This window comes from Corynebacterium sp. ES2794-CONJ1 (assembly GCF_025660615.1).
Lineage (GTDB): Bacteria > Actinomycetota > Actinomycetes > Mycobacteriales > Mycobacteriaceae > Corynebacterium.
The window spans coordinates 398981-411084 of sequence record NZ_JAOTIM010000002.1 but is presented as its reverse complement, the minus strand read 5'-3'; the positions used below and the strand labels follow the sequence as shown (position 1 = coordinate 411084).

The window sequence follows — 12104 nt, the reverse complement described above, 5'->3', positions numbered from 1 at the left end:
GGTGCTTGGGGTGCGGTGTTAGCTGCAGTGCGAGACACCGTTGCCGTTTCAGTTTCCTTTGGTTCGTTTGGCCCAGAAGAATCTGGTGTGCACGCGCTAGCACTAAGGAGTGCTGTGGTGCTGAGGAAGGTGAGGAGTTTGTTCATCAATGCTCGGCGTTTCTGTGATCGTGAGTGCGATTGGGTATAGCTTGCTGTGGCGGTGGGGTTGAAGGTGATCATGGCCATGGGACTCCGCTGAGGTTGATCAGCTCGATGAGTTTGTCGTGTGAGTGTTGGCAGGTGCTAGCGGCATCGTTGAAGCGCGCATCAGGGATAAGTTCGTCGCTGAACGCTTCGGTGGTAAAGTTTATAGTGCCGTTAGTGGTGCTCGTTGCTGCAGTGCAACTGATGTAGAAGCCTGCTTTAGCATTGGTTAAGTTTGAGTAGAAGTAGATGCGGGGGTGACGCCCTTCGAAATCGAAGTTCAAGAGTTGGCCCAGATTGCGCTGCGTCTCGTATGACAGGAGGCCCGTCATGACTTGGTATTCGACGCTTCGGTATTCAGGGATGGGATCGAAGGAACAGACCGATTCTTTGAATTGAGAGTCTCTTTGGGTTTCTGAGCTGTCGTGGGCGCGTAGCCCGATGCCAGCGAGTTCTTCGGAGTTAAAGTGATCGCAGAAATCATGGACAACAAGGTCACGATCTGAGCGGTCGTATGCTTCTTGGTAGCCTTCGAATTTGGGGTCGTCGGGGTCCACATCGACCGGCTGCATGGTGGGGGCGGTAGTCTCGGGGGTTTGGGGTGCTTGGGGTGCTTGGGGTGCGGTGTTAGCTGCAGTGCGAGACACCGTTGCCGTTTCAGTTTCCTTTGGTTCGTTTGGCCCAGAAGAATCTGGTGTGCACGCGCTAGAACTAAGGAGTGCTGTGGTGCTGAGGAGGATGGGTAGTTTGTTCATCAGTGCTCGGCGTTTCTGTGATCGTGAGTGCGATTGGATTTAGCTTGCTGTGGTGGAGAGGCTATGGCCACTGTATTCCGCTGAGGTTGATCAGCTCGATGAGTTTGTCGTGTGAATATTTGCAGGTACTGGCGAGATCTCTTAGGGGTGTACTAGGGTCCAATAAATCTTTGTAGACAAGTGTCGAGAAGAATAACGTGCCGCTGGTAGTGCTTGTAGCAGCGCTACAATCAAAATTTTCGTCCGTCTCCCCATTGGGTAAATATGCAAAGAAGTAGATGCGGGGGTGACGCCCCTCGAACTCGAAGTCGAGAATAAGGCCAGCTGAGCGATTTTTTTTGTACGGTACTCCGTCGGTTGCGATGAGGTGAACGATATCTGGGTTTTCAGGGAAGGGCTTGAATTGGCAGACCGTGAGTTTCGTCTTCGGCGACTTGCTAGTTTCAAAAGTCTCATCTTTTTGTAGTCCGATACTGGCGAATTCTTCGGGAGTAAAGCGGTCGCAGAAATCATAAGGGACAAGATTGGGGTCTGAATAGTCGTATGCTTCCTGGTAGCCTTCAGACGCAGGATCGTTGGGGTCTATATTGACTGGCTGCATGACAGGTTGCGGCCACCTTATTCCGCTGAGGTTGATCAGCTCGATAAGTTTGTCGTGTGAATGTTTGCAGGTGGTGGCACTATCGTTGAAGTACGCATGTGGGTTAGTGGCGTTTTTGGAAACTTTCGTTGTGAGGTTTACTGTGCCTCCAGAGGTGCTCGTTGCAGCGGTGCAATTGAAGAGTTCACTCGACTCACCATTTTTTTGGGGTGATTGAAAGTAGATGCGGGGGTCCTGTCCTTCGAATTCGAAGAGCAAAAGACGGTTAAGTTGGTGGTATAAGTTGTGCTGTGTGAAGTTTGTCGCGACCGCATAGAGGACGTTGGGGTCTTGTGGATAGGGCTTATAGTCGCAGCTCGATAAAAACCCATCAGGGCTCCGCTCTGTCTCGGAGCTTTCGTCTTCTTGTAGTCCGATGCTGACCAGTTCCTCGGGGGTGAAGCGGTCGCAGAAATCATGGAGGACGAGGTTGGGATCAAAATGGCTGAAAGCTTCGTGGTAGTCTTCGCCCCTAGGGTCGGAGCGGTCTATGGTAATCGGTTGCGTGACGGGTGCAGTGGCGGGAGCTGTCGCCACGTTCAACTTGGACGGGTTGGTGGAATCGGCGTTGAGCTGTGGGGCATCGTTCGTACATGCGGTGAGAAGGGTAAGGCAGCCGCCTAGTATTCCAACTGGCAAGAATTTCATAGCTAGAGTCCTTCGGTCGTTGAATTTCGCGAGAGTAGCTGTATGTAAACCGTTGGACTGCGAATAAGCGCAATCGGTTCCCTGAATGTGGGAGAGACTTGGATATGTCGGTGTGAGGCGAACCTGATCACATACATGGGGAGATATATCCGGGTTAATCCAGATTTATGCAGTGAATCGCATTGTGAAGTCCGTGTGTGGATGCTAGCGCCCCTGTGGGAGGGGGACTTTAGTCACATCGTAGGCTTTACTCATGTTTTTATTAGGTTTTCATTAATATTATTCATATAATATGTGCGGCTTTTTGGCGATATCTAATTCATCGCAAGCTGACGTATTTTGCAATAAATGCGCCTCCTACAATCTAGTAAAGGAGCATTTCAGTGCTGACATGGCTACACACCCCGCCAGCTGCACCACAGTTGCCTCAAGCAGAAATCGACCGTAAATATCCCCGCCTCCGATTCCAAGTTTTCATGGGAATCTTCCTCGGGTATGCAGGCTTTTATCTTATCCGCAACAATATTTCGACTATCGCGCCGTTGCTTCTTGATGAAAATGGCGTCATCGATAAGCCCGCTGTCGGCATTATCGCCAACGCTGTATTGATCAGCTACGGGTTATCCAAATTCTTCAGCGCTATGGTTTCCGACCGCTCCAATGCGCGATACTTCCTTCCGTTGGGTCTGGGCCTGTCGGCCATTATGAACCTCATCGTCGCCTTTGTGCCGTGGGTTTCGGCCAGTGTGGGTATCTTTGCCACCGTTATGTTCATCAATGGATGGTTCCAGGGTATGGGCTATCCTCCGTGTGGGCGCGTTGTAGTTCAGTGGTTTAGTACTAACGAACGCGGCTGGAAAGGCTCATTGTGGAATACCTCCCATAATCTCGGCGCTGGCGCCCTGCCCTTCCTCGTCGCTTTTGGTTTGCACCTTACTGAGCAAAACTGGCGTGCAGCATTCTGGGTACCCGCTGTTGTGGCGCTTGTCGTCGCAGTTATCTCCTTTGTGCTCATCAGGGATAATCCTACCGCTGTGGGCTTGCCGCCAATTGATGAGTACCGCAATGACCCGCCTAAAGTCGCCGAAGACACCAATAATGGGTTGGGAATTTCCACCCGTGAACTGGTATTCAAGCATATCTTGACCAATAAGATCATCCTGCTGCTCGCCATCGGTAATGTCTTCGTTTATGCCTTGCGCTACGGCGTTCTTAACTGGGTGACTACCTATCTCTCCGAAGTGCACAATATGTCGATCACCAGCGGATTGATTAGCTTTGGGGCTTTCGAAATCGCCGGATTTATAGGCACGATTCTGTGTGGTTGGACGTCCGATAAAATTTTCAATGGTAATCGCAGTGCTTCGATCCTGCTCTTCACCACGGGTGCTGGCCTATCTATTGCGGGCTATTGGCTCATGCCCGTCGGCACCCCATTTTTGGTCATGGTGCTATTTGTCGCCCTCATCGGTGGATTCATCTATGGTCCCGTAGGCCTCATTGGTCTCCAGGCTCTAGATCTATCACCTGCTAATGTCGCCGGGACCGCCGCAGGTTTTACCGGTTTATTTGGTTATCTTCTCGGCGCTACCTTAGCGTCTACTGGTGTCGGCTACCTCGTGGAATACGCTGGCTGGGACGTGACCTTCATGGTCTTCCTCGGTTTCGCCGTTCTGATCTTCATCATCTTCCTTTTCATTCGAAGGGAAGAAAATGCTCTACTTGAACGTCGGAAGATGCTGATCTAGAGATTTTCACCGAAAGGGCGGGGTGCACGCACACTCCGCCCTTTTTATTACCCGAATAAATAGCCCTGAGCATATATGCCATACTGCTGAGTATGTTCTTTGATTCTTGGTTTTCTCTGATTCGTATTCTTGTTATTGGTGTGCTGACCTATTTCACCATCGTTGCCATATTGCGCATGAGTGGTAAGCGAACCCTCGCGCAGCTCAATGCTTTTGACTTTATTATTACAGTGGCTCTCGGCTCGACTGTTGCGAGCATTATTCTCAGTACGGATGTGACATATTCTGAAGGGCTGCTCGCCCTTGGCCTCTTGGCGTGCCTGCAGTTTGTAGTTGCACGAGCAAGCTCCAATAACTCTAGGATCCGGCGCATTATCACCTCTCCACCTGCACTTCTTGTCCGAGACGGTGAGCCGCTACTCGATGTTATCCATACTCACCGTTTGAGCGTTGCCGGAGTTGAACAGGCGATTCGCCAAGCGGGGTATGGTGGCTTCGACCAAATATTCGCCGTTATCTTGGAATCCAATGGTCAGCTCAGTGTTATCCCCCACAGTAATCGAGGCGATGGAAGCGCATTAACTAATCTCTACTGATCAATGAGCACATTGTGAGTGTCCGTAGAGCTCGATCCCGTCATGGGTAAACCGTTAAGTTCAGAATGAATAGGACTACAGTGCGGAGACTATCGATTGTGTGCAATGGTTATGGTGTGCCGCACGGAAATAATCGCCCGCTTCCTATCATTGGTTTTGCCGCATTCGGCAAAACCGAGAAAATTGTGCACCGTGCACTGCCCCGCCTCGCTCACAACTGGTGGTACCTCAGCGTGCCTCGGTAGTGATGCGGCAGGTCCATATATACCCGGTGACTTAGGTTTTCCCCCACATCCTAAGATTCAGCGCACACGCTAGGTGACTGGTGAGAATATGAGTTTCGCTAGCGTGCGGCTGTCGCGGGTCTGGCCTTGATTGCCTAATTAGGACATCAAAAAGGAGACTTTCCCCAAGGGAATGTCTCCTTTTCTACTTCTCACGCTCGCTGGTGCTCGTGGCGGGAGATTTTTTCAGAATATAAATGATCAGTCCTAAGGCTACCAGGAGCGCACACCCGAGAAGGACGAGGACATCCGAGATGGGACCAAGGTTGACAACAATCCATCCTTGAATCTCAGCTTGAGTATCAATGCTTATTGCGGACGGAAGATGCGTTGTGCCTTTGCTGAAGATGAAGAGCAGTCCAATGCCTATAAAGAGAAGCCCGGAAAGCATCGACATTGTATTCAGGCGAAGAGGACCACATATCAGCGTCCGGCCGCGCAACCACGATCGTGAACTCATATCAAAACGCTCCCATACTAGCGCTAAACATATGAGGGGAACGGTCATTCCAAGAGCATAGACGGCAAGGATGAGCGCTCCGTAGAGGGCGCTACCACCCACCACGGCTGTGGTGAGCACAGCACCTAGGAGAGGGCCGGCGCAGAACCCCGAGAAGCCGTAGATGGCTCCGAGGAAAAACGTCGCTGGATACCCACGTCCTGTGACTGCAGCTCGAGGACCTAGTCGAAATCCTCCTCCAAAGAAGCTAATTACTCCCATGATGCAAATGAGGACGCCCCCGTAGACAATGAGCTCGTGACGGTAGGTGTTCAGAAAGCTCCCGAGGGTTCCGGCCCCCGCTCCTAAGGGGACGAGAACTGCCAGCAATCCGAGGAAAAATACCCCTGTGCGGCTTAAAAGCTGTGCAGGCGCGCTAAATGCATAGGCGAAAAATGCTGGGAGTAAAAGTGCTGAACAGGGGCTGAGTAAGGCAAGGACGCCTCCGAGGAAGGCGCCCAGTAATCCAAAATCAATCACGATCGTTTAATTCTTAGCCTTTTCTAGCTCGGCGTCGATAACTTGTTTGAAAATTTCAAATGGTTGAGCGCCGTTGACGAACTGCCCACCAATAACAAATCCTGGGGTGCCCGTGATTCCCAAAGAAGCCCCATAGCTGCGGGCCTGGTCAACAGCCTCGTCGAAGGTGGCGTCCATCGCTTCTTGTTTGAATTTATCTAAATCGGGCACTCCTGCTTGACGTGCGAAATCCATAAAATTCTCTATGGTGTTGTGGGGGTGACCCGGGACAGATTGCGAGGCAGTGAACAGGGCGGCTAAGAATTCATGGAATTTACCCTGAGCCGCAGCAGCGCGAGCAGCTTTAGCGGCTGCGATCGAGTGATCACCATTAATAGGGAAGTCATTCCACTCAATACGCACCAATCCCTTATTCACATACTCCTGCATAATTTTAGGATGGGTCTCATTAGCGTGGCGCGCACAGAAGGGGCACTCAAGATCGGAGAATTCGCTGATGACTACGGGTGCGTCGAGGGCTCCAATAGCAAAGGGATCGGCTGGATTGCGGCGGTGGACATTCATGATATCCTCAGCGCGTTTCACTTCAGCCCCAGGTCCGTACATGGTGGCGTCGATAGTAGCACTATCCGTATTGGGGGCAATAGCCTGGCTACCAGGACTAACCTCAGCACCAGCAGGAGCAGCCTCAGTTGCGGGATTGGGGTCGACGCTCGTCGGGGCCGCAGCTGTGGTGCTGATCGTCTCAGCTGGAGCTATGGCAGGTTCGCTACTACCTTTGTTATAGCCTAAGGCATAGCCGGCGAGACCGGCGACGGCGATGAGGGTAATAACAAGCGCCCAGATCGCCGGAGATACGCTGGCGAAAGCCGATTGCTTCGCGGGCGGATGAATAGGTGTTGCCATGGATGAATCTTTCTCTGTTAGGGTTTGTCCAAGTTTATCAGCGTCTGTTATTTCAACGTATTAAGCAGGAGGGCGCCATAACCTGATTTCGCGTATCGACGCTGCGCTAGATGCTTTAATTCCTCGGCACTAATGAAGCCCTGATGGTAAGCAGTGGCTTCGGGGGATCCGATGACAATCCCTGTGCGTTTTTCCAAAACCTCAACATAGGAGCTAGCTTCGCTCATGGAATCGAAGGTGCCAGTATCGAGCCATACGTCACCTCGAGCCAATTTGACCACGTTAAGATGACCAGCCTGTAAATAGGCCTGGTTAATCGCGGTAATTTCTAATTCGCCGCGCTGCGAAGGGGTGATGGACTGCGCAATCTCCACCACCCGGTTGTCGTAATAGTAGAGACCTACCACTGCGAAATTCGACTGCGGCGCAGCGGGTTTCTCCTCAATGGAGGTGGCGCGCCCTTGATCATCAAAGGTCACCACTCCATAGCGCTGGGGATCTCTGACCTCATAGGCGAAGACTATTCCGCCATTAACTGAGCTGATGCTTGAGAGGCGCTCAGTCAGCTGGGAGCCGTGGAAAATATTATCACCGAGCACTAATGCAACATCATCGTTTCCGATAAAGTCAGCGCCAATGCGAAAAGCATCCGCGAGCCCCCGCGGTTGATCCTGGATAGCATAGCTAATGCTGATTCCGAGGTGGCTGCCGTCGCCTAAGAGGCGACGAAAGTGCTCGATATCGAGAGGAGTCGTAATAACGAGGATCTCTTTCATGCCCGAACTCATCAGTGTTGAGAGTGGGTAGTAGATCATAGGCTTGTTATAGATGGGCATCAATTGTTTCGAAATGCCTTGGGTAATGGGGTAGAGGCGGGTACCTGAGCCGCCGGCAAGAATGATGCCCTTCATTTAGATCATCTCCTCGAATGCGAGTTGCCAATCGCGTGGATAAAAGCCCGTGGCCTCAATCTTCGCTAGATCTAATACAGAATACTGTGGCCTCGGAGCCACCGCCTGATATTCAGCGCTGGTACAGCGGCTCACCCGTGAGGGATCGTGACCGGAGCGAGAAAATACTCGTTGAGCAATCTCGTACCAGCTCACCACCGGCCCGGAATTGCTGAGGTTATAGGTGCCATAGGGAGCCTGAGTATGAAGGAGGTGCACGATACCCGAAGCGATTTCATTGGCAAATGTTAAGCGCCCAAATTGGTCGCCCACAACCTGTGGATTAATCCCTGTGCGAGCAAGGGTGGCCATGGTGGTCATGAAATTTTTGCCGTCGCCAACTACCCAAGACGTGCGGATAATATAGTGCTTGGGGTTTCGGGCCGCAGCGATATCCCCAGCCGCTTTGCTGTGACCGTAGACATTAAGCGGCGACGGAATATCCATCTCGGTATAAGGATGCGCTGTGTCGCCGTCGAAGACATAATCAGAGGAAATATGAACCAGGCACAGGTCATAGTCACGGGTAATATCAGCCAGTGCCCCCACTGCCTGTGCGTTAGTAGACCACGCTTTTCTGCGGTCGGTTTCGCAAGCGTCAACGTTAGTATAGGCAGCCGTATTAATAATCGTGGAATATTTGGTGAAGTCGATGCCAGAAGCAGCCGGCCTCTCAATATCGAATTCTGCCCGCGTGAGGTAGTGCGCATCGGGGAGGATACGACGCAGGGCCGTGGCTACCTGGCCGTCAGCGCCAGTGACAAGAACCTTCTTATTCGGTACCGGTAGCGCCTCATCTAGCGGTGGGTGGTGGCGATCTTTTTCGGAGATTTCGGTAACAGGAAGGGGCCAAGAAATTTCGTCGAGGTTGGTAAAACTGTAGTGGGCCGTGGGAGACCAGTGGGTATCAACGAGGTAGCTATAGCTGGTTGCCGTGAGGGCCTGAAATCCATTGGCTACTCCGCGCGGTACGAAGACAGCTTCGCCGGGGCTTAGGCGGCAGTGGAATTGGGTTTTGAAGGTAGGGGAATCGGCGCGCAGGTCGATCCACGCCCCCTCGACCTCACCGGCGGCGAGGGAGATGAGCTTATTCCACGGTTCGGCGTGCATGCCGCGGGTCACTCCCGGGCGCTGGTTAAAGGAGATATTGTGTTGGACGGGTCGGAAATATTTTAAAGCCAGCGGTGCGAGATCGAGGTTCTGAAATTTTTCGCGCTGCCAATTCTCCTTGAACCAGCCACGGTTATCACCGTGGAGGTCGAGGTGGATGATGGCTAGATCTTTAATAGGCGTGAGGGTGATATTCATGAGTGTCCTTTGCGCGCATAGGTGGCCTCGACACGCTCTTTATCTCCTTCCCACCAACTGCGGTGGGTGGTGTACCAGTCAATAGTGTCCAACAGGCCTGCGCGCATGCCGGTGTCGGTATCGGTAAAGCGTGGTGCCCAGCCTAGTTCGGAGCGCAATTTGGTGGAATCAATCGCGTAGCGCATATCATGCCCCGGGCGGTCGGCGACATGCTCATAACTGCCCGTACCCATGAGTTCGCAGATCAGTTCAATGACCTGCTTATTATTCACGTGGTCGTTATCGGCGCCAATAACGTAGCTTTCTCCGATCGTGCCACGATCAATAATCATATTGACGGCGTCATTATGATCATCGACGTGGATCCAATCACGCACTTGAGTGCCTGAACCATAGAGTTTCGCAGGTTGGCCTATGAGAATATTGGTGATCTGGCGAGGGATGAATTTCTCTATGTGCTGATAGGGGCCGTAATTATTGGAGCAATTGGACAAGGTCGCGGCTATGCCGAAGCTGCGGATCCAGGCCTGCACCAGGTGATCGCTTGAGGCTTTACTCGCGGAATAAGGAGAGGATGGCCTATAAGCGGTGTGCTCGTGAAAACGCGCCGGGTCGTGCAGGTCTAGGTCGCCGAAGACTTCGTCGGTGGAGATATGGTGATAGCGGGTCTGGTGGCGGCGGACGGCTTCTAGGAGTGTATAGGTGCCAATAATATTGGTGTGAATAAAGGGCCACGGATCGGCTAAAGAGTTGTCATTGTGGGATTCGGCGGCAAAGTGAACCACGATATCGTGGGTTTTAACAAGCTCGTCGACAAGCTCAGTATTGGTGATATCTCCTATAACGGTGGTGATATCTAGGCCCTCAAGGTTAGCGGGGTTGCCTGCGTAGGTGAAGGAATCGAGACAGGTGATCTCGTAGTGGGGGTGAGTCGAGAGCGTGCGCCGGATATAGTTGCTTCCAATAAAACCGGCGCCGCCAGTGACGAGCATTTTCATAGTATTTATCGTACCGCGCGCAGCCTCTTCTTCATCCAGCTGTATACAAGTGCCTCCATAAAAGCCGATTGGGCATTATCGGCGGCACCTGCGTGACCACCTTCGGTGTTTTCGTAATAGGTAAGGTCCTGGCCAGCCTGAATGAGGGCGTGGCTGAAGAGACGAGCATGGGCGGGGTGGACGCGGTCGTCGCGGGTGGAGGTTGTTACCAGCGCCGGGGGATAGATCTGGTCGGATTTCGGAACCACGTTCTCTAGTGGTGAGTATGCCTGGAGATAGGGGCGTTCCTCAGGATTATCAGGATCGCCATATTCTGCCATCCAGGAGGCACCGGCAAGGAGGGTGTGATAGCGCAGCATATCGGTCAGTGGAACCTGTATGACCGCACCGCCGATTTTTTCGGGGTAGTGGGTAAGCGCGACCGCGCTTAATAGGCCTCCATTGCTACCGCCGCGCACGAATGTGGTCTCGGGTCGGCTATAACCGCGGTCAACGAGGTCATCGAGGATTGCCTGATGATCTTCGTAGACTTTGTAGCGGTTCTCCTTTGTTGCCTGGTTATGCCACCCAGGGCCAAATTCGCCGCCCCCGCGTAAATTGGGTTGCACGAAGTAATAGCCATCTTCCAGCCAGCCGATGCCCCGTGCCCCGCTATAGGCTGGGGTAAGGGAGACTTCGAAGCCCCCATAGGCATAGACCAGAGTGGGCTTGGGTTGCGGTTGATCAAAGACGCCAACAATGAAGTAGGGGATCTGAGTACCATCAGCGCTTCGTGCCCAGTGTTGCCGGGTCTCGATTTTCGTGGCATCGAAGAAGGTGGGGGCTTGGGCAATTTTTTCTAAAAGGGAGGCACCTTGGCGGTATAAGGTGTCGGGTTGGCTAAAGCTGGAACAGCTCAGCCATACTTCATCGCCGTGTTCATCGGCTGAGATTATTCGTGCGGTTGTCAGCTGCGGAAGATCTAAGGTGCGCTGGGCAAAGCTGCGCAAATCAATCTCAATAATCGAGCTGCTGACATCTCGCATGATGGTGATATAGGCCTTGTAGCGGGAGAAATGGAGGCTCTGCAGACTCGTGTGCTCATCGGGGCTAAAAAGCACATGGAATTCTCGGTTACCCGCCATGAATTCTTCGAAGTCGATCACCCCGAGTCCGCCTGCGGGAATGGTGCAGAAATCGGTGCGGGGAACCACAAAGAGGAAATTTTCGCGCACATTCATGCTGGCATCGCCCGGCACCGGAACGGGCTCCAGCCCAGAGGGGGTGTGGACAAAGGTTGTGGAGGTATAAAAATCGATTTGGCGGCGAACAAAAACCCGCTCAAATCCTGGCGTTGGGTCGGCCCACCCCATCACCAGCAGGTCGGATTGTTCTCCAGAGTACAGTTCTTGGGCAGCGCTGATATCCTCTCCGCGGCGCCACACTCGAATCTGTCGAGGGTAGCCAGATATGGTCAGCGAGCCCGGTCCGAAATCAGTGCTGACCAGCAAGCTATCGCTGTCGATCCACGAGAGATAGGAGCGAGCCTCATCGAGGACAAAGCCATTTTTTACAAAACTCTGCGTGCAAAGATCAAATTCGCGCACGCAAGCAGCATCGGCGCCGCCACGAGAGAGGCTGACTAAAGCCACGTCTGCTTCACGGCGTATGACCACGCCCTTCCATACCCAGTTTTCCCCATCCTCGTGGGCCAGGGCATCGACGTCTATGAGTATTTCCCATTGAGTATGAGCGTCGCGGTAGCTCTCTAGCGTGGTGCGTCGCCAAATGCCGCGGGGATGGTGAGAATCGCGCCAGAAATTGTAGAGGAAGTCACCGCGGCGGGTGACATATGCGATGCGATCAGTATTGTCATAGGCTTCTAAGATGCGACGGGCGAGCTTTTTGTCAACCTCTTTCGCTGCCCGCCCATTCAGAGTTGCTACCCAGCTTAAAGCCTCGGGAGAGTCGATAGGTTCGAGCTCCTGGGTGCTTATATTCGGTAGTGGGTGAGCGGGAGAAACAGAATTCATAGGTGATATGGGCCTTCTGACGAGCGAGTAAAGAGCTAGTGTCAGGCTACCCAACGCGACGGAGGGCGGCAATCAAACGGATAGAAAAATTCGAC

At 52.8% G+C, this 12104-nt stretch carries 12 protein-coding genes; 3 read left to right on the top strand and 9 right to left on the bottom strand.

The annotated features are described in order from the left end of the window. The 3 genes from N7326_RS04170 to N7326_RS04160 all read right to left on the bottom strand — a co-directional run. Window positions 1-227 (bottom strand): hypothetical protein (locus tag N7326_RS04170; RefSeq protein ID WP_263088203.1); only part of this gene is annotated, 227 nt, incomplete at its 3' end. Beyond that, entirely contained in the window at window positions 218-940 is a 723-nt protein-coding gene (locus N7326_RS04165) for a hypothetical protein (RefSeq protein ID WP_263088202.1), read from the bottom strand. The genes N7326_RS04165 and N7326_RS04170, both read right to left, overlap by 10 nt. A 61-nt stretch (window positions 941-1001) precedes the next feature. After that, window positions 1002-2228: a hypothetical protein gene (locus N7326_RS04160; RefSeq protein ID WP_263088201.1), complete on the bottom strand. Its 1227-nt coding sequence runs from the start codon at window positions 2226-2228 to the stop codon at window positions 1002-1004. A gap of 383 nt (window positions 2229-2611) precedes the next feature. On the opposite strand from N7326_RS04160, the gene N7326_RS04155 reads away from it, so the two are divergent. The 3 genes from N7326_RS04155 to N7326_RS04145 all read left to right on the top strand — a co-directional run bounded on the left by N7326_RS04155 (window position 2612) and on the right by N7326_RS04145 (window position 4817). Next, a complete protein-coding gene (locus tag N7326_RS04155; RefSeq protein WP_263088200.1) occupies window positions 2612-3976 on the top strand; it encodes an MFS transporter in 1365 nt (454 codons plus the stop codon). A gap of 92 nt (window positions 3977-4068) precedes the next feature. Further along, entirely contained in the window at window positions 4069-4572 is a 504-nt protein-coding gene (locus N7326_RS04150; RefSeq protein WP_259157893.1) for a DUF421 domain-containing protein, read from the top strand. 65 nt (window positions 4573-4637) lie between these two features. Continuing rightward, window positions 4638-4817 carry a hypothetical protein gene (locus N7326_RS04145; RefSeq protein ID WP_259077700.1) on the top strand — a complete coding sequence of 60 codons (180 nt, stop codon included), beginning with the start codon at window positions 4638-4640 and terminating at the stop codon, window positions 4815-4817. Window positions 4818-5001: 184 nt separating this feature from the next. On the opposite strand, the gene N7326_RS04140 is transcribed toward N7326_RS04145, so the two are convergent. Genes N7326_RS04140 through N7326_RS04115 form a run of 6 tightly spaced genes read right to left on the bottom strand, consistent with a single transcriptional unit; the run spans window position 5002 to window position 12009 of the window. Next, entirely contained in the window at window positions 5002-5835 is an 834-nt protein-coding gene (locus N7326_RS04140; RefSeq protein ID WP_259077697.1) for a cytochrome c biogenesis CcdA family protein, read from the bottom strand. 6 nt (window positions 5836-5841) lie between these two features. After that, the gene (locus tag N7326_RS04135; protein ID WP_259289404.1) at window positions 5842-6741 is read right to left on the bottom strand and encodes a DsbA family protein; all 900 of its coding nucleotides are present in this window, start codon (window positions 6739-6741) and stop codon (window positions 5842-5844) included. Window positions 6742-6788: 47 nt separating this feature from the next. Beyond that, window positions 6789-7652, bottom strand: coding sequence for a glucose-1-phosphate thymidylyltransferase RfbA (rfbA, locus tag N7326_RS04130; RefSeq protein ID WP_259289403.1), 864 nt, complete (start codon window positions 7650-7652; stop codon window positions 6789-6791). Then, on the bottom strand, window positions 7653-8999 hold the full coding sequence (gene rfbD, locus N7326_RS04125; protein WP_259289402.1) for a dTDP-4-dehydrorhamnose reductase: 1347 nt from the start codon (window positions 8997-8999) through the stop codon (window positions 7653-7655). After that, entirely contained in the window at window positions 8996-9991 is a 996-nt protein-coding gene (rfbB, locus tag N7326_RS04120) for a dTDP-glucose 4,6-dehydratase (protein ID WP_259077815.1), read from the bottom strand. The genes rfbD and rfbB overlap by 4 nt, the downstream gene beginning before the upstream one ends. 11 nt (window positions 9992-10002) lie before the next feature. After that, window positions 10003-12009, bottom strand: coding sequence for a prolyl oligopeptidase family serine peptidase (locus N7326_RS04115; RefSeq protein WP_263088199.1), 2007 nt, complete (start codon window positions 12007-12009; stop codon window positions 10003-10005). Window positions 12010-12104: the final 95 nt, after the last annotated feature.

Excerpts from the sequence above, each read along its gene's own strand:
- N7326_RS04165 (WP_263088202.1), bottom strand. The coding sequence starts at position 940 with ATGAACAAACTACCCATCCTCCTCAGCACCACAGCACTCCTTAGTTCT.
- N7326_RS04160 (WP_263088201.1), bottom strand. The coding sequence starts at position 2,228 with ATGAAATTCTTGCCAGTTGGAATACTAGGCGGCTGCCTTACCCTTCTC.
- N7326_RS04150 (WP_259157893.1), top strand. The coding sequence starts at position 4,069 with ATGTTCTTTGATTCTTGGTTTTCTCTGATTCGTATTCTTGTTATTGGT.
- N7326_RS04145 (WP_259077700.1), top strand. The coding sequence starts at position 4,638 with ATGAATAGGACTACAGTGCGGAGACTATCGATTGTGTGCAATGGTTAT.
- N7326_RS04135 (WP_259289404.1), bottom strand. The coding sequence starts at position 6,741 with ATGGCAACACCTATTCATCCGCCCGCGAAGCAATCGGCTTTCGCCAGC.
- rfbA (WP_259289403.1), bottom strand. The coding sequence starts at position 7,652 with ATGAAGGGCATCATTCTTGCCGGCGGCTCAGGTACCCGCCTCTACCCC.
- rfbD (WP_259289402.1), bottom strand. The coding sequence starts at position 8,999 with ATGAATATCACCCTCACGCCTATTAAAGATCTAGCCATCATCCACCTC.
- rfbB (WP_259077815.1), bottom strand. The coding sequence starts at position 9,991 with ATGCTCGTCACTGGCGGCGCCGGTTTTATTGGAAGCAACTATATCCGG.
- N7326_RS04115 (WP_263088199.1), bottom strand. The coding sequence starts at position 12,009 with ATGAATTCTGTTTCTCCCGCTCACCCACTACCGAATATAAGCACCCAG.